This window comes from Pseudomonas sp. 8_5_2 (assembly GCF_059295255.1).
The window spans coordinates 5,578,780-5,604,993 of record NZ_CM181238.1 but is presented as its reverse complement, the minus strand read 5'-3'; the positions used below and the strand labels follow the sequence as shown (position 1 = coordinate 5,604,993).

General features: G+C 63.2%; 19 protein-coding genes. 14 read left to right on the top strand and 5 right to left on the bottom strand.

The window, feature by feature from the left end:
- Positions 1-40 precede the first annotated feature (40 nt).
- Positions 41-670 (bottom strand): C40 family peptidase, encoded by a 630-nt coding sequence (locus tag AC5O5R_RS25575; RefSeq protein ID WP_172226039.1) that lies wholly within the window; start codon positions 668-670, stop codon positions 41-43.
- A 166-nt stretch (positions 671-836) separates the two neighbouring features.
- Between AC5O5R_RS25575 and AC5O5R_RS25570 the strand changes: the two genes are divergently transcribed.
- Positions 837-1,256, top strand: coding sequence for an NINE protein (locus tag AC5O5R_RS25570; RefSeq protein ID WP_172288272.1), 420 nt, complete (start codon positions 837-839; stop codon positions 1,254-1,256).
- Positions 1,257-1,303: 47 nt separating this feature from the next.
- Here the strand turns inward: AC5O5R_RS25570 and AC5O5R_RS25565 are convergent, their stop codons facing one another.
- The 3 genes from AC5O5R_RS25565 to AC5O5R_RS25555 form a co-directional block, all read right to left on the bottom strand.
- Positions 1,304-2,002, bottom strand: a complete 699-nt coding sequence (locus AC5O5R_RS25565; RefSeq protein WP_172226092.1) for an SPOR domain-containing protein — start codon at positions 2,000-2,002, stop codon at positions 1,304-1,306.
- Position 2,003: 1 nt separating this feature from the next.
- A complete protein-coding gene (argS, locus tag AC5O5R_RS25560; RefSeq protein ID WP_494511796.1) occupies positions 2,004-3,740 on the bottom strand; it encodes an arginine--tRNA ligase in 1,737 nt (578 codons plus the stop codon).
- A 114-nt stretch (positions 3,741-3,854) separates the two neighbouring features.
- Positions 3,855-6,074 (bottom strand): primosomal protein N', encoded by a 2,220-nt coding sequence (locus tag AC5O5R_RS25555; RefSeq protein ID WP_172226098.1) that lies wholly within the window; start codon positions 6,072-6,074, stop codon positions 3,855-3,857.
- 166 nt (positions 6,075-6,240) lie between these two features.
- Here AC5O5R_RS25555 and rpmE point away from each other — a divergent pair, with 166 nt between their 5' ends.
- The 3 genes from rpmE (at position 6,241) to AC5O5R_RS25540 (ending at position 8,727) form a co-directional block, all read left to right on the top strand.
- Positions 6,241-6,456, top strand: coding sequence for a 50S ribosomal protein L31 (rpmE, locus tag AC5O5R_RS25550; RefSeq protein ID WP_172226101.1), 216 nt, complete (start codon positions 6,241-6,243; stop codon positions 6,454-6,456).
- Positions 6,457-6,458: 2 nt separating this feature from the next.
- Positions 6,459-7,280 carry a thermonuclease family protein gene (locus AC5O5R_RS25545; protein ID WP_494511795.1) on the top strand — a complete coding sequence of 274 codons (822 nt, stop codon included), beginning with the start codon at positions 6,459-6,461 and terminating at the stop codon, positions 7,278-7,280.
- A gap of 178 nt (positions 7,281-7,458) precedes the next feature.
- Entirely contained in the window at positions 7,459-8,727 is a 1,269-nt protein-coding gene (locus tag AC5O5R_RS25540; RefSeq protein ID WP_172226107.1) for a malic enzyme-like NAD(P)-binding protein, read from the top strand.
- A 195-nt stretch (positions 8,728-8,922) separates the two neighbouring features.
- On the opposite strand, the gene AC5O5R_RS25535 is transcribed toward AC5O5R_RS25540, so the two are convergent.
- Positions 8,923-11,373 (bottom strand): penicillin-binding protein 1A, encoded by a 2,451-nt coding sequence (locus AC5O5R_RS25535; RefSeq protein WP_494512792.1) that lies wholly within the window; start codon positions 11,371-11,373, stop codon positions 8,923-8,925.
- 181 nt (positions 11,374-11,554) lie between these two features.
- Here AC5O5R_RS25535 and pilM point away from each other — a divergent pair, with 181 nt between their 5' ends.
- From pilM to hemE, 10 genes are all read left to right on the top strand, one after another.
- Positions 11,555-12,436 carry a type IV pilus biogenesis protein PilM gene (gene pilM / locus AC5O5R_RS25530; RefSeq protein ID WP_494514819.1) on the top strand — a complete coding sequence of 294 codons (882 nt, stop codon included), beginning with the start codon at positions 11,555-11,557 and terminating at the stop codon, positions 12,434-12,436.
- Complete coding sequence (locus tag AC5O5R_RS25525) at positions 12,433-12,969, top strand: PilN domain-containing protein (RefSeq protein WP_172228885.1); 537 nt, start codon at positions 12,433-12,435, stop codon at positions 12,967-12,969. Before pilM ends, AC5O5R_RS25525 begins: the two co-directional genes overlap by 4 nt.
- Before the next feature lie 11 nt (positions 12,970-12,980).
- Positions 12,981-13,976: a pilus assembly protein PilP gene (locus AC5O5R_RS25520; RefSeq protein WP_172228895.1), complete on the top strand. Its 996-nt coding sequence runs from the start codon at positions 12,981-12,983 to the stop codon at positions 13,974-13,976.
- Complete coding sequence (locus AC5O5R_RS25515; protein ID WP_172228887.1) at positions 13,906-15,174, top strand: type IV pilus secretin PilQ; 1,269 nt, start codon at positions 13,906-13,908, stop codon at positions 15,172-15,174. The genes AC5O5R_RS25520 and AC5O5R_RS25515 overlap by 71 nt, the downstream gene beginning before the upstream one ends.
- A 4-nt stretch (positions 15,175-15,178) precedes the next feature.
- A complete protein-coding gene (gene aroK / locus AC5O5R_RS25510; protein WP_172228889.1) occupies positions 15,179-15,697 on the top strand; it encodes a shikimate kinase AroK in 519 nt (172 codons plus the stop codon).
- Between the two features lie 89 nt (positions 15,698-15,786).
- Positions 15,787-16,884: a 3-dehydroquinate synthase gene (gene aroB / locus AC5O5R_RS25505; RefSeq protein WP_172228891.1), complete on the top strand. Its 1,098-nt coding sequence runs from the start codon at positions 15,787-15,789 to the stop codon at positions 16,882-16,884.
- A gap of 15 nt (positions 16,885-16,899) precedes the next feature.
- Positions 16,900-18,495: an SPOR domain-containing protein gene (locus tag AC5O5R_RS25500; protein ID WP_172228893.1), complete on the top strand. Its 1,596-nt coding sequence runs from the start codon at positions 16,900-16,902 to the stop codon at positions 18,493-18,495.
- Between the two features lie 374 nt (positions 18,496-18,869).
- Positions 18,870-23,315, top strand: coding sequence for a glutamate synthase large subunit (gene gltB / locus AC5O5R_RS25495; protein WP_494514818.1), 4,446 nt, complete (start codon positions 18,870-18,872; stop codon positions 23,313-23,315).
- 122 nt (positions 23,316-23,437) lie between these two features.
- Positions 23,438-24,856 carry an FAD-dependent oxidoreductase gene (locus AC5O5R_RS25490; RefSeq protein ID WP_172219755.1) on the top strand — a complete coding sequence of 473 codons (1,419 nt, stop codon included), beginning with the start codon at positions 23,438-23,440 and terminating at the stop codon, positions 24,854-24,856.
- Between the two features lie 230 nt (positions 24,857-25,086).
- Positions 25,087-26,151: a uroporphyrinogen decarboxylase gene (gene hemE / locus AC5O5R_RS25485; protein WP_172219758.1), complete on the top strand. Its 1,065-nt coding sequence runs from the start codon at positions 25,087-25,089 to the stop codon at positions 26,149-26,151.
- Positions 26,152-26,214: the final 63 nt, after the last annotated feature.

The following is a 26,214-nucleotide window of genomic DNA, read 5'->3' as shown; positions in this document are numbered from 1 at the left end:
CAGCCTCTTCAAGGGTTTACCCGCGAAGAGGCCGCACCTGTCAACGCTTGGCCAGGCTCAGCTGCTGCTGTTCTTTCGGCAGCACCCGCTTGGCCACTACGTAATGCTTCTGCCAGTAAGGCTTGCTCAGGTTGTCGATGCTCACCCGCTTGCCACGCCGCGGGGCGTGAATAAAGCGATCGTTGCCCAGGTAGATGGCAACGTGGTTTACCCGGCGGCTTTTGATGTTGAAGAAAATCAGGTCGCCGGGCTTCAGGTCACCTTTGGCTACCTTGACGCCGTGGCCCTGGGCCATGGCGTTGGAGGTGCGCGGCAGGTCGACGTCAGCGACATCGTTGAAGGCGTACTTCACCAGGCCACTGCAATCGAAGCCTTTTTTCGGGCTGCTGCCACCCCAGACGTAGGGGGTGCCGAGTACGTTCACCGCACGGCTGAGCACGTCGCTGCTCTGCTTCGGCGACATGGCGGCGACCGGCATGCTGCGGCTGCTGCTGGCGGCGTTGCCAGGCCGGGCGCGCAGCGCGGTCTGCTTGACCGGTGCGTGTTTCACCGAGGCATTGGTGGTGTAGCCGGTGAAACCATTGGGAAGACGTTGCTCACGATTGGTGGCGTGGGCTGCCAGGGGCAATAATAGGCAGAGGGTCAGCCATGTCTTGAGTAAAGGCGGCATAGATGAAGCTCTTATGAATAGTTATGTGTTAGGCGCGCAACTTTATAACAGCTTTTTGATCAATCTTTGATCCGTTGGTCGATTCAACGGCTGCCATACGTCGGCCTGCGATCAAAAAGTCACATTTTTTCTTAGAAAATTTTCAGATAACCCAAAGGGGCTATGAATGAACAGTTATCAACAGGGGGCGCCCTTTCACGACACGCACAGCAAGGTCATTGGCTACCTGCTGTGGATTTTCGGCTTCACCGGCTCGCATCGCTTCTACTACGGCAAGCCGATAACCGGGACCATCTGGTTCTTCACCTTCGGCCTGCTGGGTATCGGCTGGCTGATCGACCTGTTCCTGATCCCGTCCATGGACCGTGAGGCTGACCTGAGGTTCCAGTCCGGGCGCATCGACTACAACATCGCCTGGATCCTGCTGACCTTCCTCGGGATTTTTGGCCTGCACCGGCTGTATCAGGGGAAGTGGGTGACCGCGATCATCTACTTCTTCACCGGCGGCCTGTTCCTGGTGGGCGTGCTGTATGACTTCTGGACGCTGAACAGCCAGGTTTCCGAAAGGAACGCCGGGCGGGGATGAGGGCTTCGTGACGTGACAGGGGGCGCAAAGCGCCCCCTGTGTGCAGGTTACTGGCGGGTTTGGCGCTGTTGCAGCAAGAGGTTGCTGAAGCCTGCTCCGGCCAGCTGTTTCTGCGCGCCGGTCAGCTGTTCACGGTTGCTGAACGGCCCGACAAGCACGCGGTACCAGGTTTCATCCTTGACCGTACCCGATTCCACCTTCACCGACTGCCCAAGCAGAATGATCTGCGCGCGCACTTTGTCGGCGTCCGCCTGTTTGCGGAACGAGCCGGCCTGCAGGAAGAACTGGGTAGTCGCCGCCGGCTTGATCACCGGTGGTGCCGGTGGCGGGGTTTGGCCCAGCAGTGCCGCCTGCGCCCTTGCAGTGTCGATCTTCGCCGCTTCTGCCTGTGTCACCGGGGTTACCGGCTGGGCTGGCACGGGTGGCGTTTTCTCGGGCACCGCCTCGGGCGGTACGATCACCTCGGACTCCGGCAGCAGGGTATAGAAGTCGTACTTCGGCTTCACCGGCTGTTGCGGGGTGGCCTGCCCTGGCTTGCTGGCTTCGGCCACTTTCTCCGGCTTCTGCTGCTCGGGCTTGGCGCGCTTGATGTCGTCGCCACCGGGCTCGAGCTTCATCAGGAATACGATGAACGCGCCTACGGTCAGGCCGACCGCCAGCCATACCCAGCCTGGGATGGGCTGTTTGGCCGGCGCCGTCTGGCGGCTGGCGCCGCGTTTTGGGGCAGGTTTTTTCTTGGCAGCCAACTTACATGCGCTCCAGGGTTTCCAGGCCGAGCAGTTCCAGACCTTGTTTGAGGGTGCGGCCAGTCAGGGCCGCCAGGCGCAGGCGGCTCTGCTGCTGCTGCGGGGTTTCGGCGGCGAGGATCGGGCAGTTCTCGTAGAAGCTGGAGAACAGCCCGGCCAGGTCGTACAGGTAGCTGCACAGGACGTGCGGGGTGCCTTTTTCGGCGACGCTGTTCAGGACCTCGCCGAACTGCGCCAGGCGCGCGGCCAGGTCCTGCTCGTGCGGGGCCTGCAGCACGATGCTGCCGTCGACTTCGTCAAAGCCCTTGCCCAGCTTGCGGAACACACCGGCTACGCGGGTGTAGGCGTACAGCAGGTAAGGGGCGGTGTTGCCTTCGAAGTTGAGCATCAGCTCGAAGTTGAAGCTGTAGTCGCTGGTGCGGTGCTTGGACAGGTCGGCGTATTTCACTGCGCCGATGCCCACCACTTCGCCGATGTGGCGCAGGTCTTCGTCGGCCAGGCTCGGGTTCTTTTCCTTGACCAGCGCGTAGGCGCGCTCCTTGGCCTCGGTGAGCAGGTCGATCAGCTTCACGGTGCCGCCGTCACGGGTCTTGAACGGGCGGCCGTCGGCGCCGTTCATGGTGCCGAAGCCCATGTGCTCCATCTGCATCGGGTGGCCGACAAAGCCTGCGCGGCGCGCCACTTCGAACACCTGGTTGAAGTGCAGGGCCTGGCGCTGGTCGACGAAGTACAGGGCGCGGTCAGCCTTGAGCACGTTGCTGCGGTAGCGTACGGCTGCCAGGTCGGTGGTGGCGTACAGGTAGCCGCCGTCGGCCTTCTGCACGATCACCGGCAGGGGCTCGCCTTCGCTGTTCTTGAACTCGTCGAGGAACACGCACTGGGCGCCTTGGTCCTCGACCAGCAGGCCTTTGGCCTTGAGGTCGGCAACCACATTGGCCAGGTCGTCGTTGTAGGCGCTTTCGCCCATCACGTCGGCCATGGTCAGTTTGACGTTGAGCAGCTCGTAGGTCTTCTGGCAGTGGGACAGCGAGATGTCCTTGAAACGCGTCCACAGGGCCAGGCACTCCGGGTCGCCGGCTTGCAGCTTGACCACCAGGCCGCGCGCGCGGGTGGCGAACTCTTCGGACTCGTCGAAGCGCTTCTTGGCGGCGCGGTAGAAGTTTTCCAGGTCCGACAGCTCGTCGCTGGTGATCGGGTTTTCCTGCAGGTAGGCCATCAGCATGCCGAACTGGGTACCCCAGTCGCCCACGTGGTTCTGGCGGATCACGTTGTCGCCGAGAAACTCGAGCACCCGCGCCACACTGTCACCGATGATGGTCGAGCGCAGGTGGCCAACGTGCATTTCCTTGGCCAGGTTGGGTGCCGACATGTCGATCACCACCTTTTGCACAGGGCCGGCCTTGCGCGCGCCCAGGTGGGCATCGGCCAGGGCGGCATCCAGGCGGCTGGCCAGGGCGTCGGTGTTCTGGAAGAAGTTCAGGAAGCCGGGGCCGGCGATTTCCACCTTGCTGATGTCGGCGCTGGCCGGCAGTGCGTTGATCAGTTTTTCGGCGAGGTCGCGTGGCTTCATGCCGGCCGGCTTGGCCAGCATCATGGCGATGTTGCTGGCGAAATCGCCGTGGGTCTTGTCCCGGGCGTTTTCCACCTGGATCGCCGGCGACAGCCCGTCAGGCAGCACACCGTCGTTGACGAGTTGGGTGAGGGCTTGCTGGATCAGCTGGCGAATGGTGTCTTTCATGGGGATCTCTTTTCGACCGCAAGCGCGGTGAGCGCCTGGATGCGCAGGTGGAAAAACTGGGCATTATCCGTGGCTGGGAGCGGGTTGCCAACCTTTGAGCTGCAAGCCGCAAGCTCAGTAGAGGTCGACCGGGTCGACATCCAGCGACCAACGTACCTGCCGCCCGCTCGGCAACTGCTCCAACACTAACAACCACGCGCTGATCAGTCGATGCAAAGGCGCCCGGGTGTTGGCCTGTATCAATAGTTGCGCGCGGAAGCGCCCGGCGCGCCGTTCCATGGGGGCGGGCACCGGCCCCAGCAGCTCGACGCCCGGCAGGCGCTGTTCGGCCACCAGGCGTTCGGCAGCGGCGCAAGCCTCGTCGAGGAAGCCTTCGGCTTGCCCCGGCTTGTGCGCTTCGGCACGTAGCAAAGCCAGGTGGGAGTAGGGCGGCAGCCCTGCTGCCCGGCGTTCGTCCAGGGCCTGCTCGGCAAAGGCGAAATAGCCTTGTTCGGTAAGTTGTACCAGCAGCGGATGGTCGGACAGGTGGGTCTGGATGATGACCTTGCCGGGCTCTTCGGCACGCCCGGCACGTCCGGCCACCTGCACGATCAGCTGCGCCATGCGTTCGCTGGCGCGAAAATCGCCGGAGAACAGCCCGCCATCGGCATCGAGGATGGCCACCAGGGTTACCCGCGGAAAGTGGTGGCCCTTGGCAAGCATCTGGGTGCCAACCAGGATGCTTGGCTGGCCGCGCTGGATGGTGCTGAACAGGTTGTGCATGGCGTCCTTGCGCGAGGTGCTGTCGCGGTCCACCCGCAGGATCGGGTAGTCCGGGAACAGCACCTTCAGGCGTTCCTCGGCCCGCTCGGTGCCAGCGCCGACCGGGCGCAGGTCAACGTGGTTGCATTTCGGGCACTGGTGCGGCAGGCGTTCGTCGTAACCGCAGTGGTGGCAGCGCAGCACCGCAGAGCGCTGGTGCACGGTCATGCGCGCGTCGCAGCGCGGGCATTCGGACAACCAGCCGCAATCGTGGCACAGCAAGGTGGGGGCAAAACCGCGGCGGTTGAGGAACACCAGTACTTGCTGGCCGGCTTCCAGTGTCTGGCGGATTGCCTGCTGCAGCGGGCCGCTGATGCCGCTGTCCAGTGGCAGGCTCTTCACATCCAGGCGCAGCATGCGCGGCGGGCGGGCGCCGCCTGCGCGCTGGTTCATGCGCAGCAGGCGGTAGCGGCCAGTAAGGGCGTTGTGCAGGGTTTCCAGGGACGGCGTGGCGGAGCCGAGCAGAATCGGGATGTTTTCCTGGTGAGCGCGTACCAGCGCCAGGTCGCGGGCGTGGTAGCGCAAGCCCTCCTGCTGTTTATAGGAGCCGTCGTGCTCTTCGTCGATGATGATCAGGCCAGGGTTCTTCATTGGCGTGAACAGGGCCGAGCGGGTGCCGATGATGATGTCTGCCTCGCCGTCCCGTGCGGCCAGCCAGGCGTCAAGGCGCTCGCGGTCGCTCACCGCTGAATGCACCAGGGCGATGCGGGCATTGAAACGCTGCTCGAAACGCGCCAGGGTCTGCGGGCCGAGGTTGATTTCGGGGATCAGCACCAGCGCCTGCTTGCCGGCTTCCAGGGTTTCGCGGATCAGTTGCAGGTACACCTCGGTCTTGCCGCTGCCGGTGACGCCGGCCAGCAGAAATGCGCCAAAGCCGCCGAAGCCTTCGCGCACGGCCTCGAAGGCGTCTTGCTGCTCTTCGTTGAGCGGCAGCTCGGGCTGGGCCAGCCAGTGTTCATGGCGTAGCGCTGGCAAGTGGCGGCGGACCTCTATCTGCACCAGCTCCTTGGCCAGCAGCAGGTCGAGGCTGTCCTTGTTCAGGTTGAGCTTGGCCAGCAGGCTGTGGGCCACGCCATGCGGGTGTTGGCCCAGGGTTTTCAGGGCATCGCGCTGGCGCGGCGCACGGGCAATGCGCGGGTCTTCCAGGCGGGCACCGGGTGCTATGTGCCAGAAGCGTTCCTGGCGCATCTCGGCGGCTTCGCCCTGGCGCAGCAACGTCGGCAAGGCCCAGCTCAGCGTGTCGCCCAGGCTGTGCTGGTAGTACTGGGCGGTCCACAGGCAAAGCTTGAACAATGCCGGTGGGATCGGCGACACCGGGTCGAGCAGGGCGCTGGCTGGCTTCAGCTTGTCGGCAGGTACTTCGCTTTGTGCGCAGACCTCCACCAGCACACCGATCATTTCGCGGCGGCCGAATGGCACGCGGATGCGCATGCCCGGGGTCAGGGCCTGGCGCGCCATGCTCGCCGGCGCCTTGTAGTCGAACAGGCGGCGCAACGGGGAGGGCAGGGCAAGGCGCAGGATGACGTCGGACACGCGAAAAGTCTCGGAGGGTATTACAGGACTGGCGAGCCTAGCAGACGACGGTCGGTGCAAGCGACAACTTGCGCTGGCGCTGTGCTCTGGTATTATTTGCCGCCTAATTACGTGCGGTATTCAACAATTGGTGTTGGGTGGCGGCACGCAGCTCGAGGAAGTGACCATGAAAGAAGGTATCCACCCGAACTACGAAGTAGTTGCAGTCACCTGCAGCTGCGGCAACAAGTTCGAAAGCCGTTCGACCCTGGGCAGCACCCTGTCGATCGACGTTTGCAACCTGTGCCACCCGTTCTATACCGGTAAGCAGAAAGTCCTGGACACCGGTGGTCGCGTACAGAAGTTCGCCGATCGCTTCGGTATGTTCGGTACCAAGAAGTAATCATGCGCATGGCGAACCCCTCGGGTTTCGCATTGCTGCAAAAAAAGGCGCCCCTTGTGGGCGCTTTTTTTATGGGCGTCATCTGGCATGTCCCGGCCCTGGCCTTCTGCCCGCTGCCGGAGCGGCCGCAGCAGGTGGCGGTGCGCCAGGTGGTGGATGGCGATACCGTGCGCCTGGTCGATGGCCGCAGCGTCCGGCTGATCGGCATCAATGCCCCGGAACTCGGCCGTAACGGGCGCAGCAGCGAACCCTATGCCGAGGCTGCCAAGCGTCGCCTCCAGGCCTTGGTCAAGGCCAGTGACGGGCGTGTCGGGCTGGTGCGGGGTGCTGAAGGCAAAGACAGATACGGCCGCACGCTGGCACATATCTACGGCCGCAATGGCGACAATCTGCAAGCACAGTTGCTCAGCGAGGGCTTGGGCTACCGCGTGGCGGTGGCGCCGAATGTGCGCCTCAGCAGCTGCCTGCAGCTTGCCGAGCAGGCAGCGCGCAAGGCCGGGGCCGGGATGTGGCGGCGTTCGCCGGTGGTACGTGCGAGTGATGTCAGACAATCAGGTTTCGCCCTGATCGGTGGCCGTATCGAAGGCATCGAGCGCAATCGCGGCGGCGTCTGGCTGACCCTGGGCAATAGCGTGGTGTTGCAGGTTCCCGCTCGTCTGCAGCGCAACTTCCCCGCCAGCTTCTTCGATAACCTCAAGGGACGCCAGGTCGAAGCGCGCGGTTGGGTGCTGGATCGTTCCCGCAAGGGCGGCCTCAAGCCCGGGCAGCGGCGCTGGGTGTTGCCATTGACCGATCCGAGCATGTTGGAGCGAACTTCAGGCTGAAAGATGTAGACATTTCGCTATGAGATTGTACACACTGTGAGCCGTATGCCCCCGTGGGTTATAGCGTAAAGTCGTAGCCTAAAGGCCTTGACACAAGTGACCGACCAGTCTTGTGACTCCCCGGCTCTTTGCGTATCCTCGGCGGTCCGTCAGAACAGTAAATAGCGGAATGCCCACCATGTCAGACCTGAAAACCGCCGCTCTCGAATACCACGCTCAACCTCGTCCGGGGAAACTGAGCGTCGAGCTTTCCAAGCCCACCGCCACCGCCCGTGACCTCGCCCTGGCCTACAGCCCAGGTGTTGCAGAGCCTGTGCGTGAAATCGGCCGTGATCCAGAGCTGGCTTACAAATACACCGGCAAAGGCAACCTGGTTGCGGTGATTTCCGATGGCACCGCCATCCTCGGTCTGGGCGACCTCGGCCCACTGGCTTCCAAGCCGGTCATGGAAGGCAAGGGTGTTCTGTTCAAGCGTTTTGCAGGTATCGATGTGTTCGACATCGAAGTCGAATCGGAAAGCCCGCAAGCCTTCATCGACACCGTACGCCGCATTTCGATCACCTTCGGTGGCATCAACCTCGAAGACATCAAGGCACCTGAGTGCTTTGAAATCGAGCGCACGCTGATTGAACAATGCGATATCCCGGTCTTCCACGATGACCAGCACGGCACCGCCATCGTCACTGCGGCCGGCATGATCAACGCCCTGGAAATCGCCGGCAAGAAGCTCGAAGAAGCGAAGATCGTTTGCCTGGGTGCCGGCGCTGCCGCCATCTCCTGCATGAAGCTGCTGGTGAGCATGGGCGCCAAGGTCGAAAACATCTACATGATCGACCGCAGCGGCGTGATCCACGCTGGCCGTGATGACCTGAACCAGTACAAGGCACAGTTCGCCCACGCTACCGACAAGCGTACCCTGGCTGACGCGCTCAACGGCGCCGACGTGTTCGTAGGCCTGTCCGGCCCGAACCTGCTGAGCCCGGAAGGCCTGAAGTCGATGGCTGCCAACCCGATCGTGTTCGCCTGCTCGAACCCGGACCCGGAAATCTCGCCAGAGCTGGCCCACGCCACGCGCAACGACGTGATCATGGCTACCGGTCGTTCCGACTACCCGAACCAGGTCAACAACGTACTGGGCTTCCCGTTCATCTTCCGTGGTGCCCTGGACGTTCGCGCCAAGCGCATCAACGAAGAAATGAAGATCGCTGCCGCCATCGCCCTGAAAGACCTGGCCAAGCTGCCGGTGCCGAAAGAAGTCTGTGAAGCCTACGGCGTCGACGGCCTGGAATTCGGCCGTGAGTACATCATTCCGAAGCCGCTGGACGCTCGCCTGATCACCGTCGTTTCCGACGCCGTGGCCAAGGCCGCCATCGAATCCGGCGTGGCTACCCTGCCGTATCCGAAGCACTACCCGCTGACCAGCGTGGATGAGGTGTTCAACGGCTGATTGCCGTTGTAGCTGTCATAAAGAAGCCCCGGCTCTTGTGAGTCGGGGCTTTTTTGTGGGCGGTGGGAATGTGTCAGGGCTAACAGGTGCTTGCCACAGCATTTTTGGCGCCTGTGAGATCGAGCGCCGCCCGCGCAGCGCTCGATTTACGCGCCCACGCAAAACCAGAGTCGGGCACCTAGCCAGCATCCAGCCTTAGAACAGATCCATCGGCGCCGCTTCATCCGCTGGCAGCGGGCTACCCGGTACCGAACCATTGCCCAGTTCATCCACCGACGGCGGTGAATCTTCGGCCTTGAACAGCTCGAAGTAGGCGTTCGGTGTGCCCGGCGAGGCGGCGCGGCCGCTGACCGGATCGACGCGCAGGCTGAGGATGCCTTCCGGCTCTGCCGGCGCATGCGCAGGCTTGTCCTTGAGCGCCGCACCCATGAAGCTCATCCAGATCGGCAGCGCTGCGGTGCCACCGTATTCGCGGCGGCCGAGGGTTTCTGGCTGGTCGAAACCGACCCACACGGTTGTCACGTAATCGGCGTTGTAACCGGAGAACCAGGCGTCCTTCGACTCGTTGGTGGTACCGGTCTTGCCCGCCAGATCGGTGCGGCCCAGGGCAAGCGCCCGGCGGCCGGTACCACGCTTGATCACGTCCTGCAGCATGCTGGTGAGAATGTAGGTGGTGCGCCCGTCGATGATCTGTTCGGCGATGGCCGGCACCTGCGGTGCAGGCGCCACCTGGCCGAAGGCCGAGGGCGCTTCGCCTGGCAGGGCAGCAGTACTGATCGGCTGTTCGGGCGCAGCCAGGCCTGCCTGGTCCTCGCTGCCTTGCGGTACGCGAGGCGGGTTGGCGGTGAACAGAGTCTCGCCGCTGCGGCTTTCGATGCGGTCGATCAGGTACGGGGTGATCTTGTAGCCGCCATTGGCAAAGGTGCTCCAGCCGGTGGCGATCTCCATCGGCGTAAGGGTGGCGGTACCCAGGGCCAGCGACAGGTTGCGCGGCAGGTCCTGCTTGTTGAAGCCGAACTTGGCGATGTAGTCGATGGTGCGGTCAACGCCCATGGCCTGCAGCAGGCGGATCGATACCAGGTTACGCGACTTGTACAGCGCTTCGCGCATGCGGATCGGGCCGAGGAAGGTGTTGGTGTCGTTCTTCGGCCGCCACACTTTATCCACGGACTCGTCGACGAACACGATCGGCGCATCGTTGACCAGGCTGGACGCGGTGTAGCCGCTGTCCAGGGCCGCGCTGTAGATGAATGGCTTGAAACTCGAACCTGGCTGGCGCTTGGCCTGCATGGCACGGTTGTAGTTGCTTTGCTCGAACGAGAAGCCGCCCACCAGTGCCCGGATGGCGCCATTGTAAGGGTCCAGGGTAACCAGGGCGCTTTGTGCACCTGGCACCTGGCTGAACTTGAGCTTGCCATCCTCAAGGCGTTGCAGGCGCACCAGGTCACCGACCTGAGCCACGTCAGCCGGCGACTGCGGTGCGCGGCCCATGGAGTTGGTATTGATGAACGGGCGCGCCCATTTCATGGTGTCCCAGGCGACCTCGGCTTCCTGGCCGTCACGGGTCAAAACCCGGAGGCCGGTTTTTTCTACCTGGGTGACGATGGCCGGCTCCAGGCCGCCAAGGGTGCGCTGCTTGCCCAGTTCCTGCAGCCAGGCTGCCTGGGTGCGGCCCGGGAAGCGTGCTTCGGGGCCGCGATAGCCGTGGCGCTCATCGTAGTCGGAGAGGCCGCCGAGGATGGCCTTGTTGGCCATTTCCTGCATGTCGCTGGGCACTGTGGTGGTGACGCGGAAGCCTTCGGTGTAGGCCTCGCTGCCGTAGCGGCCGACCATTTCGGCGCGGGCCATTTCTGCAATGTAAGGCGCGTTCACTTCCGGGGTCGGCACGTGGTAACTGGCGTTCAGCGGTTCGGCCAGTGCGGCCTGGTAGCTGGCCTGGTCGATCTTGCCCAGCTTGTACATGCGGCCGAGGATCCAGTCGCGGCGCTCCTTGGCGCGCGCCGGGTTGGCCAGCGGGTTGAAACGCGACGGTGCCTTGGGCAGGCCGGCGATCATCGCCATCTGCGCCAGGCTCACGTCGCGGATCGACTTGCCGTAGTACACCTGCGCGGCGGCATCGATGCCGTAGGCGCGGTTGCCCAGGTAGATCTTGTTCACATACAGCTCAAGGATCTCGTCCTTGGTCAGTTCGCGCTCGATCTGCAGGGCCAGCAGAATTTCGTTGGTCTTGCGCGAGAAGCTGCGTTCGCTGGTCAGGAAGAAGTTCTTGGCCACCTGCATGGTGATGGTGCTGCCGCCGGTCTGGATGTGCCCGGTCTTTACCAGCTGGGTCGCGGCGCGCATCAGGCTGCTGGGGTCTACGCCATAGTGGTTGAGGAAATTGTCGTCCTCGGCTGACAGCAGTGCCTGAATGAATTGTGGGGGGATTTCCGCGAAGCGGATCGGCGAGCGGCGCATTTCGCCAAATTCGGCGATCAGTTTGCCATCGCTGCTGTACACCCTGAGGGGGATCTGCAACTGGATGCTTCTGAGGGACTCGACCGAGGGCAGGCTGGGGCTAAGATACAGAAACGCACCGCTCACACCGAGTACGAGCGCGCAGATGACTGCGACGGAAGACCACCAGAAGAACTTCAGCAGACGTATCAAGGCTTTTCGGTGTCCAGGTTGGGAGTGGATTGCACGCAGGTCCAGCGGACCAGAAAACGCTGGGCATTATAAGCATTTTTTCGCCTCTCCGGGTTACCGGCCAGGCTGCCCGTCGCCTCGATGGGCAGCCTCGGCCCAGTGTTGCCGCGGGGTCGCACCGCACAGCAAGGAGGCCGCAGTGCTAGGACGCTTTGGCAAGGATGCCGGTTCACTCGTGGGGTTGGAAATTGCCTCCGACGCCGTTCGGATACTGCAAGTGCAGCAGCGCAACCGGCGCTGGCGGGTAGTGGGTTCGGCACAAGAGCCGCTCCATTCGCCGCTTGGCGATGATTGGCGGGGCGAGTCCGGGCTGGTGGTCGCTGCATTGCAGCGTGCCTACCGGCGCAGCGGTGTCAGGCAGCGCCGGGTAGCACTGGCGCTGCCCGCCAACCAGGTCATCTGCAAGCTGTGTCATCTGCCCGGGGAGCGGGATGGGGCAGAGATGGAGGTGCAGCTGCTGGCCGACGCTGAACGGCTGTTTCCGTTTCCGCTGGAAGACCTGGCCCTGGACTTTCAGGCGCTGGGGCCATCCCGCGTGCAGCCAGGTTGCCTCGAGGTGATGGTCGCGGCCTGTCGGCAGAGTGCGTTGGCGTCGCTCGCAACGGTGGTTGAAGAGGCCGGCCTGGAGTTGGCGGCCGTTGAAGTCGACAACATTGCCCTTTCTCGCATGTTGCCACAGGGCTGTATGGAGGGATCGGCGCTGCTGCGTCTCGAAACGCGTAGCGTCACCCTTTATGGCTGGCAGCCGGGCAAGGCCTTTCTGCGCGTTGAATTGCCACAGGATGAGTTGCGCGCAAGCGGGCAGCTGCCAGAGCATTTGCAGGCACTGTTTGCCGAAGCGTATCTGCCTGCGCGGCTTTGGGTTGCCAGCAGCGCACTGATCGATCCCGGTTGGCTGCAGGGCCTGAGCGAGCAGCTTGAGCTGCCATGTCGGCAGCTGCCCGGTCTGGCGGGTCTTGAGCAAGTTGATGGCTCGATGCTGCTGGCTGGCGCCCTCTCGGTTGGAGGGTGGCAGCCATGATGCGGCTGAACCTTCTGCCCTGGCGCGAGCGGCAACGCCAGGCGGCGTTGCGGCGTTTTCGCAGGCAGCTGGTCGCTGCTGCACTATTGGGCTTGTGCGCCGTGATGCTGGTCGACCAGCTTGCCCGTGTGCGAGGGCAGCAACAGGCGCTGGTCAATACACACCACCAGGCAGGCCTCGGGATGTTGGGCGAGCAGTTGCAGCCGCTGGCCGATATCCGTGCGCAACATGCGGCGCTGCTCGTCAGCGTGGCCAAGCTGGAGGGCTTGCGCAGCGGTCAGGGGCTCCTGGCCAGCGTGTTTGTCGACCTCGAGGGAGCGCTGCCAGTGGGGGTGCAACTGCTCGATCTGAGCCTGGAAAACGGCCGCCTGCACATGACCGGCCTGGCCCCGTCCGCTGCCGTTGTCGCACAGTTCATGCGCGATCTTGGCCGCTCGAGTGTATTGATCGATCTGGAACTCAAGCGCATCAAGAGCCTGGCGGGGGGCGATGAATTTCTGCTGTCTGCGCGTGTTTCGGCGTTCTGGTCGTGACCGCAGCACGGATGCTCGCCTGGCTGGCGGTTGCACAGGGCTCCCGCCGGCTCAGGCGGCTGGCACCCGTGCTGGTGGCCGTGCTGCTGTTCAGTCTGGGTTGCGCGATCCGCCTGCCGTCGCTTTTGCAGCAACAGGCTCGGGAGCATGCCAGGTACGCCGCACTGGACCAGCAACAGGCTGCCAGCAGCGCGCAGCTGGCGGAACTGGAGCACCTCCAGGCTGCTGTGGCAGATGCCGAGCGGCGGCTGCGTGAGGCGCACTGGCACTTGGCCGCAGGCGAGAGCATGAGCGATCTGCTGGACCGCCTGGCGGCGTCGGGCCGTGCGCAGGGCTTGCTCATCGAGCGACTTGAGGTGCATGAAGACCAGCAGCAGGCTGGTTTTCGCAGAGTGCCGCTGGAGTTGCAGGTGGTGGGGCGTTATGCCGCTTTGCGAGTGTGGCTGGACGACTGGTTGAGCCAGACGCGCATACTGCGCAGCGGTGACATGCGCCTGGAGGCTGCCGATGATCAGCCTGGGTTGTTGCGGCTTCGGTTACAGGTCGATGCCTATCACGCATCGGCACCTATGCCCGCTGTTGGCCTACTTGCGCAGTTGCCTGCCGTGGCCGCATCGCCAGCGCCTGCGCTTGACCCATTTGCGCCCAAGGCTATGCAAATGGCTAGCAGTGGGCTGGCCAGCGTGCCCCTTGGGCAACTGGAAATGGTCGGCAGCCTGTCACGTGGGGCCGCGCACGAAGCGCTGCTGATGGCGGCTGGCAGGCTTTATCGCGTGCGCCAGGGAGATCGCCTCGGGCGCGACCTGGGGGTGGTGACGCAGGTCGACCCGCGTCATGTCGAAGTACGTGAACGGCTGTTCCTGGCAGGGCTGTGGCACGAGCGCACAGCGTTCGTCAGCCTCGCAAGGCGCCTGGGCAAGGAGGCCCCGGATCAGGATGAAAATAGTGAAGAAATGGGCACTGGCGGCGTTGCTGCCTATCCCGCTGGTGTCGGCGACGCCTTATAAGGGTGAGCCGATGTCGTTGAACTTCCAGGACGTGGAAGTGCGTGCGGTGCTGCAGGTGCTGGCCGACTACGCCGGCGTCAACCTGGTTGCCAGCGATTCGGTGCAGGGCAGTGTCACCCTGCGTTTGCAGGATGTGCCATGGGACCAGGCCCTTGACCTGGTGCTGCGCAGCAAAGGCCTCGCCCGGCGCCAGGACGGCAATGTGCTGTTGGTCGCGCCTGTGGGGGAGTTTGCCGGCCAATCGTCAGATAGCCGTGTGGGGCAGTCATTGGATGCGCAAGTGCAGCCGCTGCGCCGAGAACTGCTGCCCATCTATCACGCCAAGGCCGCTGAACTGGCCGATTTGCTGATGGCGAGCCTTGCGGATGACGGCATTCTTGCGGGGCGTGGCAGCCTGAGTGTCGATGAGCGCACCAATACCCTGGTTGCGCACCAGCCAGCCGACCGCCTTGCCGAGATACGGCAGTTGGTGCAGCAGCTGGACGTGCCGGTCCGTCAGGTGGCGATCGAGGCGCGTATCGTCGAGGCCAGCGTCGATTATGAGAAGAGCCTGGGAGTGCGCTGGGGCGGGCCGTTGTACGGGGAAAATATCCGGCCGGGCAAGGAGCTGTTCGTCGACCTCGGAGTAGAACGCGCCGGCAGCAGCATTGGCCTGGGCCTGCTGCGCGGGGGCGTGCTGCTCGACCTTGAGCTCAGTGCCATGGAAAAAAGCGGCAACGGCGAAATCATTTCGCAGCCCAAGGTGGTCACGGCCGACAAGGAAACGGCCAGGATCATCAAGGGCACCGAAGTGCCGTACCAGGAGACCACCCATAGCGGCGCTACGTCGGTGACGTTTCGCGAAGCTTCACTGTCGCTGGAGGTCACCCCGCAGATCACCCCGGACAACAAGGTGATCATGACCGTGAGGGTGACCAAGGACGAGCCGGATTACGTCAATGCCTTGAACAACGTTCCGCCGATCCGCAAGAACGAGGTCAACGCCAAGGTTCGTGTGGCCGACGGCGAGACGATCGTTATTGGCGGGGTGTATTCGACTTCGCAAAACAATGTGGTCGACAAGGTGCCATTTTTCGGTGATCTGCCGTATGTTGGGCGGCTGTTTCGACGCGATGCATTACAAGAGAAAAAATCCGAGCTGCTGGTCTTCCTGACTCCGCGTATCATGAGTGACCAGGCGATTGCTGTGAGTCGTTGATTCTGTGCGAAATTTGATACTTGTGGGGCCCATGGGCGCTGGTAAAAGCACCATCGGACGCCTTTTGGCCAAAGAGCTGCGCCTGCTGTTCAAGGATTCCGACAAGGAAATCGAACTGCGATGCGGCGCCAACATCCCGTGGATTTTCGACAAGGAAGGAGAGCCCGGTTTCCGTGATCGCGAGCAGGCGATGATCGCTGAATTGTGCGAACTTGACGGCGTGGTGCTGGCCACCGGTGGCGGCGCGGTAATGCGCGAAGCCAACCGCCAGGCACTGCGCCAGGGTGGCCGGGTAATCTACCTGCATGCCTCGGTGGAACAACAGGTTGGCCGTACCGCGCGCGACCGTAATCGCCCGCTGCTGCGCACTGCCAACCCCGAAGCAACCTTGCGTGCCCTGCTGGCAGCCCGTGACCCGCTCTATCGCGAGATCGCCGACCTGGTAGTAGAAACCGACGAGCGGCCGCCACGCATGGTGGTGATCGATATTCTCGAGCGCTTGCAGCAGTTGCCGCCCCGTTAAGCCGGGACTATTCTCGGCGACCAGCGCCGAGGCGAGGTTCAACGTTACCGCGCGGGTCGCCCCCGCGCCCAAGTACATTGTGGGGATACATGCAGACACTTAAGGTCGACCTGGGCGAGCGTAGCTACCCGATCTACATTGGCGAAGGCCTGCTGGACCAGCCCGAGTTGCTGGCGCCGCACATTGCCGGGCGGCAGGTGGCGATTGTTTCCAATGTGACCGTCGCGCCGTTGTATCTCGAACGCCTGAGCAAGACCCTGGGTGCCTACTCGGTGCTGCCGGTGGTATTGCCCGACGGCGAAGCCCACAAGAACTGGGAAACCCTGCAGCTGATCTTCGACGGCCTGCTGACTGCCCGGCATGACCGGCGCACCACCGTGGTCGCCCTGGGCGGCGGCGTGATCGGTGACATGGCCGGCTTCGCCGCGGCCTGCTACCAGCGCGGCGTCGACTTCATCCAGGTGCCGACCACCCTGCTGTCCCAGGTCGACTCCTCGGTGGGCGGCAAGACCGGTATCAACCACCCGCTGGGCAAGAACATGGTCGGCGCGTTCTATCAGCCCAATGCAGTGCTGATCGACACCACCAGCCTCAAGACCCTGCCGGCCCGCGAGTTGTCTGCAGGCCTGGCCGAAGTGATCAAGTACGGCCTGATCTGCGACCAGTCGTTCCTCGCCTGGCTCGAAGACAACATGCAGGCCCTGCGCGCCCTCGACCAGAAAGCCCTGACCGAAGCCATCCGCCGCTCCTGCGAGGCCAAGGCTGCAGTGGTCGGTGCCGACGAGCGCGAAGCCGGCGTGCGAGCCACGCTGAACCTGGGGCATACCTTCGGGCATGCCATCGAGACTCACATGGGCTACGGCGTCTGGCTGCACGGTGAAGCCGTGGCGGCCGGCACGGTAATGGCCCTGGAAATGTCCATGCGCCTCGGCTGGATCAGCCAGGCCGAACGTGATCGCGGTATCCGCCTGTTGCAGAACGCAGATTTGCCGGTGGTGCCACCACAGGAAATGACACCGGCGCATTTCATGGAACACATGGCGGTCGACAAGAAGGTGCTCGACGGGCGTCTGCGTCTGGTGCTGTTGCGCCAGGTGGGGGAAGCCGTGGTGACCGACGACTATCCGAAAGAGATTCTACAGGCCACGCTGTCGGCGGATTACCGCGCGATCGTGGCCCAGCTTTGAGGTTGTGACAGCGCAATGACCAGTTTGCATGCCGATGAGGCCTTTCTCGACCATTACCAGTTGAGCCACGATCCGTTCGCGCCGCGTGTGCCCGGCTTCAAGTTTTTCCCGGCCCAGCGCAAGCCCGTGCTCGGGCAGCTGCACCACCTGGCACGCTACAGCCAGTTGATGCTGGTGGTCACCGGCCCGCTGGGCAGCGGCAAGTCGCTGCTGCGCCAGGCCCTGGTGGCCAGCACCAACAAGCAGGCCGTGCAGAGTGTGGTGGTGTCCGCCCGTAGTGCCAGCGATGCCGGCAGCGTGCTTGCGCAGGTCGCGCAGGAGCTGGATGTGGCCCAGGCTGAAATGCAGGCGATCCTGTCCAAGGTCGTGCAGCTGGCGTTGACCGGGCAGGAAGTGTATTTGCTGGTGGACGATGCGGAACAACTCGACGAGTCGGCACTCCAAGCGTTGCTGGAGTTGGCAGCGGGCGTGCCAGAAGGGCGCCCGCACGTATTCCTGTTCGGTGAGCCCTCACTGATTGCCGGGTTGGACGAACTCAATGTCGAGGAAGAACGTTTCCACATCATCGAGCTTGCCCCCTACAGTGAAGAAGAGACCCGCGAGTACCTGGAACAGCGCCTGGAAGGGGCTGGCCGGGGCATCGAGGTGTTCAGCCGTGAACAGATCGTCGATATCCATGAAAACTCCGACGGCTGGCCTGGCAACATCAACCAGGTCGCCCGTGACACTTTGATCGAAGCCATGATCGCCAGCCGCTCGACGGCCAAGCGACCATCCATGGGGTTCAAGATGCCTAAAAAACATGTGCTCGCACTGTCCGCTGTGGTTGTGGTCGCCGTTGCGGCTGCGGTATTGATGCCCAAGAAAGGCGACAAGCCACCTGCCGAAGCGCCCGCCCAGGCCCAGCTGCCGCTCGGCGAAGGCAAGCCTGGCGCTGCCATCGAATTCTCCGGCTCGTCCCAGCCGACGCCCCTGCCGCTGGGGGGCCAGTCGCAACCGGTGATGCGCGAACCGTTGGCCCAGGCCGCAGGCATGGGTGAGGGTGAAGAAGGCAGCCCGGCTGGCGATACGGCCCTGCAGCCTGGCAACCCGCCGCCGACCGTTACCACCATCGCACCGCCTCAAGGTGTACCAGCCGGCCCGGCGCCTGCGCCTGCGCAGCCGATTGCCACGGCCCCTGCCCAGCCACGTCCGGTTGCGCCTGCGCCAAAACCGGTCGCAACCCAGCCTGCCAAGCCGGTTGCGCCTGCCAAGCCTGCGCCAGCGCCGGCCCAGGTCGCAGCTGCCAAGCCTGCCGAGAAACCAGCGGCCACTGGCAGCGCTGGCGGTGGTTGGTACTCCGGGCAAAAACCAGGCAACTACGTGGTGCAAATCCTGGGTACCAGCTCCGAGGCTTCGGCCCAGGCGTTCGTCAAGGCCCAGGGTGGCGACTATCGCTACTTCAAGAAAAACCTGCAGGGCAAGCCCCTGTACGTCGTCACTTACGGCAGCTTCGCCAACCGTGACGCTGCGGTTGCGGCAATCAAGAACTTGCCAGCGAAGGTCCAGGCTGGTAAACCTTGGCCACGTACCGTCGCCAGCGTCCAACAAGAGCTGGCCTCGGCCCGCTGATACCTGCCGGGCGGCAACACCCCGCCGCCCAGTTGCTGAGCGATAACTGACTTTTCGTCTAGCCTGCTGCGCCTGAGCGCGGCAGGCTTTTCTGTCCCGGACTGCCGGCCACAAGCCCCTAGTTGCAGTCATGGCTGAAACGCTTCAGACTCCGGCCAAGCCGTTATCACGGCGCATGGCGCAAAAACATTCAAAATTGCGACATAAATTTTCAATGGTGAGACATGAAAATTTGTGGGCATCGCTGTCGCTGTGCAACAATGGTTTTCCATGACCACCGCAAAAAAGCTGGCGTTTGATCGGCGTGGATGGTAAGTGGTTGTTAAAAAAGAGATTTACCTCCGTTGAGAGGTGAACCTGGTGAGAATGTGTCTATGAAAACAGGTCTGTACCATCCCGAAGAATTCAAGGACAACTGTGGTTTTGGCCTGATCGCCCATATGACGGGCGAACCGAGCCACCACCTTCTGCAAACCGCCATGCAGGCCCTGACTTGCATGACCCACCGCGGCGGTATCAACGCCGACGGCAAGACCGGTGACGGTTGCGGTCTGCTGATGCAGAAGCCCGATCAATTCCTGCGTGCCGTGGCCCAGGAACACTTCGCCGTCGAGCTGCCAAAGCAGTACGCCGTCGGCATGGTGTTCTTCAACCAGGACCCGGTCAAAGCCGAAGCTGCCCGCGCCAACATGGACCGCGAAATCCTCGCGGCCGGCCTGAAGCTGGTCGGCTGGCGCAAGGTGCCGATCGACACCAGCGTGCTCGGCCGTCTGGCCCTGGAGCGCCTGCCGCAGATCGAGCAGGTGTTCATCGGCGGTGAAGGCCTGAGCGACCAGGAATTCGCCATCAAGCTGTTCAGTGCGCGTCGCCGTTCTTCCGTGGCCAACGCCCACGACGCCGACCATTACATCTGCAGCTTCTCGCACAAGACCATCATCTACAAAGGCCTGATGATGCCGCGCGATCTCGCGGCGTTTTACCCTGACCTGGATGACCCGCGCCTGCAGACCGCGATCTGCGTGTTCCACCAGCGCTTCTCCACCAATACCTTGCCGAAATGGCCGCTGGCGCAGCCGTTCCGCTTTCTCGCCCACAACGGCGAGATCAACACCATTACCGGCAACCGCAACTGGGCCATGGCCCGTCGCACCAAGTTCGCCAACGACCAGATCCCCGACCTCGAAGAGCTCGGCCCGCTGGTCAACCGCGTCGGTTCCGACTCCTCCAGCATGGACAACATGCTCGAGCTGATGGTCACCGGCGGCATCGACCTGTTCCGCGGCGTGCGCATGCTGGTACCGCCAGCCTGGCAGAACGTCGAGACCATGGACGCCGACCTGCGCGCCTTCTACGAATACAACTCCATGCACATGGAACCGTGGGATGGCCCGGCCGGTATCGTCATGACCGAAGGCCGCCACGCGGTGTGCCTGCTCGACCGCAACGGCCTGCGCCCGGCGCGCTGGGTGACTACCACCAATGGCTACATCACCATCGCCTCGGAAATCGGCGTATGGGGTTACCAGCCCGAGGACGTTCTGGCCAAAGGCCGTGTGGGCCCGGGCCAGATCCTTGCCGTGGACACCGAAACCGGGCAAATTCTCGACACCGACGCCATCGACAACCGCCTGAAGTCGCGCCACCCGTACAAACGCTGGCTGCGTCAGCACGCCACGCGCATCCAGGCGACGCTGACCGATGACCAAGGCGCGGCCAGCTACGACGCTGACCAGCTCAAGCAATACATGAAAATGTTCCAGGTCACGTTTGAAGAGCGTGACCAGGTGCTGCGCCCACTGGGCGAACAGGGCCAGGAAGCGGTCGGCTCGATGGGTGACGACACGCCGATGGCGGTTCTGTCGCAGCGCGTGCGTTCGCCGTACGACTTCTTCCGCCAGCAGTTCGCGCAGGTGACCAACCCGCCGATCGACCCGCTGCGCGAAGCGATCGTGATGTCGCTGGAAATCTGCCTGGGCGCCGAGCGCAATATCTTCCAGGAGTCCCCGGAGCACGCTTCGCGGGTAATCCTCAGCTCGCCGGTCATTTCGCCCGCCAAGTGGCGCTCGCTGATGAACCTGGAGCGCGAAGGCTTCGAGCGCCAGCTGATCGACCTCAACTATGAACAGAGCGTGGGCCTGGAAGCGGCCATCCGCAACATCGCCGACCAGGCCGAAGAAGCCGTGCGCGCCGGCAAGACCCAGCTGGTGCTGAGCGACCGCTACATTGCCCCGGGCAAACTGCCGGTGCACGCCTCGCTGGCCGTGGGTGCGGTGCACCACCGCCTGACCGAAAAGGGCCTGCGTTGCGACAGTAACATCCTGGTGGAAACCGCCACCGCCCGTGACCCGCACCACTTTGCCGTGCTGCTGGGCTTCGGTGCTTCGGCCGTTTACCCGTACCTGGCTTATGAAGTGCTGGCCGACCTGATCCGCACCGGCGAAGTGCTGGGCGATCTGGACGAAGTCTTCAAGTACTACCGCAAGGGTATCTCCAAGGGCCTGCTGAAGATCCTGTCGAAGATGGGCATCTCCACCATCGCCTCGTACCGTGGTGCGCAGCTGTTCGAAGCCATTGGCCTGGCCGAAGAAGTGGTTGGCCTGAGCTTCAAGGGTGTATCCAGCCGCATCAAGGGTGCACGCTTTGAAGACCTGGAAAGCGACCAGAAGCTGCTGGCTGCCGAAGCCTGGAGCGCGCGCAAGCCGATCCAGCAAGGTGGCCTGCTGAAGTTTGTTCACGGTGGCGAGTACCACGCCTACAACCCGGACGTGGTGAATACCCTGCAAGCCGCCGTGCAACAGGGCGACTACGCCAAGTTCAAGGAATACACCACGCTGGTCGACCAGCGCCCGGTGTCGATGATCCGCGACCTGCTGAAGGTGAAAGTTGCCGACCAGCCGCTGCCGCTGGAGCAGATCGAGCCGCTGGACGCCATCCTCAAGCGCTTCGACTCCGCCGGTATCTCGCTGGGTGCACTGTCGCCAGAAGCCCACGAAGCCCTGGCCGAGGCGATGAACCGCCTGGGCGCGCGCTCCAACTCCGGCGAGGGCGGTGAAGACCCGTCGCGCTACGGCACCATTCGCAGCTCGAAGATCAAGCAGGTGGCCACCGGCCGCTTTGGCGTGACCCCGGAATACCTGGTCAACGCCGAGGTGCTGCAGATCAAGGTTGCCCAAGGCGCCAAGCCCGGTGAGGGCGGCCAGCTGCCAGGCGGCAAGGTCAACGGCCTGATCGCCAAGCTGCGCTATGCGGTACCGGGCGTGACCCTGATTTCGCCACCGCCGCACCACGACATCTACTCGATCGAAGACCTGGCCCAGCTGATCTACGACCTCAAGCAGGTCAACCCGCAGGCCCTGGTTTCGGTCAAGCTGGTGGCAGAAGCCGGCGTCGGCACCATCGCCGCTGGCGTCGCCAAGGCCTATGCCGACCTGATCACCATTTCCGGTTACGATGGTGGTACCGGCGCGTCGCCGCTGACCTCGATCAAGTACGCCGGCGCCCCGTGGGAGCTGGGCCTGGCTGAAACCCACCAGACCCTGCGTGGCAACGACCTGCGCGGCAAGGTACGGGTACAGACCGACGGCGGCCTGAAAACCGGCCTGGACGTGATCAAGGCAGCCATCCTCGGCGCCGAAAGCTTTGGCTTTGGCACCGCGCCGATGATCGCCCTGGGCTGCAAGTACCTGCGCATCTGCCACCTGAACAACTGCGCCACCGGTGTAGCCACGCAGAACGACAAACTGCGCAAGGACCACTACATCGGCACCGTCGACATGGTGATCAACTTCTTCATCTTCGTCGCCGAAGAAACCCGTGAGTGGCTGGCCAAGCTGGGCGTACGCAGCCTTGGCGAGCTGATCGGCCGTACCGACCTGCTCGACGTGCTGCCAGGCGACACCGAGCGCCAGCAATACCTGGACCTGACCCCGCTGCTGGGCAGCTCGCACATTCCGGCGGACAAGCCGCAGTTCTGCGAAGTCGACAGGAACCCGCCTTTCGACAAGGGTGAACTGGCCGAGAAAATGGTGGAAATGGCCATGCCGGCCATTCGCGACCAGGCCGGTGGCGAGTTCAGCCTCGATATCTGCAACTGCGACCGCTCCATTGGCGCCCGTATCTCTGGTGAAATCGCCAAGCTGTACGGCAACCAGGGCATGGCCGCCAACCCGATCACCTTCCGCTTCAAAGGCACTGCAGGGCAGAGCTTCGGCGTGTGGAACGCCGGTGGCCTTAACCTGCTGCTGGAAGGCGACGCCAATGACTACGTTGGCAAAGGCATGACCGGTGGCAAGCTCACCATCGTGCCGCCAGCCGGTAGCCCGTTCGCAACCCAGCACAGCGCCATCGTCGGCAACACCTGCCTGTACGGTGCCACTGGCGGCAAGCTGTTCGCCGCCGGTACTGCGGGCGAGCGTTTTGCTGTGCGTAACTCCGGCGCCCACGCTGTTGTCGAGGGTACTGGCGATCACTGCTGTGAATACATGACCGGCGGCTTTGTCTGCGTCCTGGGCAAGACCGGTTACAACTTCGGTTCTGGCATGACTGGCGGCTTCGCCTACGTGCTCGACATGGACAACAGCTTCGTCGACAAGCTCAACCACGAGCTGGTGGAAATCCAGCGTATCAGTGGTGAAGCGATGGAAGCCTACCGTAGCCACCTGGCGCGGGTCCTTGGCGAGTATGTGGAAGAAACCGGCAGCGAGTGGGGGCGCGAGCTCTCGGAGAACCTGGACGACTACGTGCGGCGCTTCTGGCTGGTCAAGCCGAAGGCGGCCAACCTGAAGCAACTGCTGTCCAGCACCCGTGCCAACCCGCAGTAACAACAGCTGCAAGTGGCAAGCCCCGAACTGCACGTAGAAGCGCTCGAGGTTTGCCCGGCTTAAGTGATCGTCTTGCGGCTTGCAGCTTGTAGCTTGCAGCTGCTGTAAAGAGGTTTTGAAAAATGGCTGAACGTCTGAACAACGACTTCCAGTTCATCGAAGTGGGCCGCAAGGACCCGAAGAAAAAGCTGCTGCGCCAGCGCAAGAAGGAGTTCGTGGAAATCTACGAACCCTTCAAACCGGCGCAATCCGTGGAGCAGGCGCACCGCTGCCTGGGCTGCGGTAACCCTTACTGCGAGTGGAAGTGCCCGGTGCACAACTTCATCCCCAACTGGTTGAAGCTGGTTTCCGAAGGCAACATCCTGGCCGCGGCTGAGCTGTCGCACCAGACCAACACCCTGCCGGAAGTGTGCGGCCGGGTATGCCCGCAGGACCGGTTGTGCGAGGGTGCCTGCACCCTGAACGACGGCTTCGGCGCGGTGACCATCGGCTCGGTGGAGAAGTACATCACCGACACCGCCTTCGCCATGGGCTGGCGCCCGGACATGTCCAAGGTCAAGCCCACCGGCAAGCGCGTCGCCATCATCGGCGCAGGCCCGGCTGGGCTGGGTTGCGCCGACGTGCTGGTGCGTGCCGGGGTGACTCCGGTGGTGTTCGACAAGAACCCGGAAATCGGTGGCCTGCTGACCTTCGGCATCCCCGAGTTCAAGCTGGAAAAGACCGTGCTCAGCAACCGCCGCGAGGTGTTCACCGGCATGGGCATCGAGTTCCGCCTGAACGTCGAGGTGGGCAAGGACGTCAGCATGGAACAACTGCTGGCCGAATACGACGCGGTGTTTATGGGCATGGGTACTTACACCTACATGAAGGGCGGCTTCCCGGGCGAGGACCTGCCAGGCGTGCATGACGCGCTGGACTTCCTGATCGCCAACGTCAACCGCAACCTGGGCTTCGAGAAGTCGCCGGAAGACTTCGTCGACATGCAGGGCAAGAAGGTCGTGGTACTGGGCGGTGGCGACACTGCGATGGACTGCAACCGCACTTCGATTCGCCAGGGCGCGCAAGCGGTAACCTGTGCCTATCGCCGTGACGAGGCCAACATGCCAGGCTCGCGCAAAGAGGTGAAGAACGCCAAGGAAGAGGGCGTGAAGTTTCTTTACAACCGCCAGCCCATCGCCATTGTCGGCGAGGACAAGGTTGAAGGCGTGAAAGTGGTCGAGACCCGTCTGGGTGAGCCGGATGCCCGTGGCCGCCGCAGCCCCGAGCCGATCCCGGGTTCCGAGGAAATCCTGCCGGCCGATGCCGTGGTGATCGCCTTCGGCTTCCGCCCGAGCCCGGCACCGTGGTTCGAGCAGCATGGTATCCAGATGGACAGCCAGGGCCGAGTGGTGGCGCCGGAGCAGGGCAAGTTCAAGCACCAGACCAGCAACCCGAAAGTGTTTGCCGGTGGCGACATGGTGCGCGGTTCGGACCTGGTTGTGACGGCGATCTTCGAAGGGCGTACCGCTGCCGAAGGGATCCTGGACTACCTCGAAGTCTGATGCTGCCTGCACTGGCCTCATCGCCGGCAAGCCAGCTCCCACAAGAGCTGCGGCTACCCTGTGGGAGCTGGCTTGCCGGCGATAGGGCCATCGGTATCGTGCATCATTAAGTTTTTGTATACAAAATCTATTGATCCACGACATACCTATAAAGAAAAGGCACGGCAAACAGCCGTGCCTTTTCTTTGTGCGTCTGAGAAAATGCCCGCACTATTTTTCCGGATGCCGACATGACTGCCCTGAAGAACGATCGTTTCCTGCGTGCACTGCTCAAGCAACCCGTAGACGTCACCCCTGTGTGGATGATGCGCCAGGCCGGCCGCTACCTGCCGGAGTACCGCGCCAGCCGCGCCAAGGCCGGCGACTTCATGAGCCTGTGCATGAACCCGCAATTCGCCTGCGAGGTGACCATGCAGCCGCTGGACCGCTACCCGCTGGACGCGGCGATCCTGTTCTCGGACATCCTCACCATCCCTGACGCCATGGGCCTGGGCCTGTACTTCGAAACCGGCGAAGGCCCGCGTTTCAGGAAGGTCATCAGCACCCCGGCCGATATCGAAGCGCTGCAGGTCCCCGACCCGCAGAAAGACCTTGGCTACGTCATGGACGCGGTCAGCACCATCCGCCGCGAGCTCAATGGCCGCGTGCCGCTGATCGGTTTCTCCGGCAGCCCGTGGACCCTGGCCACCTACATGGTCGAAGGCGGCTCGTCGAAGGACTTCCGCAAGACCAAGGCGATGGCGTACGACAACCCTCAGGCCCTGCACCTGTTGCTGGACAAGCTGGCCCAGTCGGTTACCAGCTACCTCAACGGCCAGATCCTGGCCGGCGCCCAGGCCGTGCAGATCTTCGACACCTGGGGCGGCAACCTGTCGGCGGCGGCCTATCAGGAATTCTCGCTGGCCTACATGCGCAAGATCGTCAGCGGCCTGATCCGCGAGCATGAAGGGCGCAAGGTGCCGGTAATTCTGTTCACCAAGAATGGCGGCCTGTGGCTGGAAAGCATCGCCGACGCCGGTGCCGACGCGCTGGGCCTGGACTGGACCTGCGAAATCGGCGACGCCCGCCGCCGTGTGGGTGACAAAGTGGCACTGCAAGGCAACATGGACCCGACCGTGCTGTACGCCAAACCCGAGGCCATTCGCCAGGAAGTGGCGCGCATCCTGGCCAGCTATGGCCACGGCACCGGCCACGTGTTCAACCTGGGCCACGGCATCACCCCGGAAGTCGACCCGGAGCATGCCGGCGTGTTCATCAACGCCGTGCACGAGCTGTCGGCGCAATACCATCAGTAAACTGATGGCTGAACACCGAAGCCCGGCCCTGTGCCGGGCTTTTTATTGCATTAAGTTTCAATT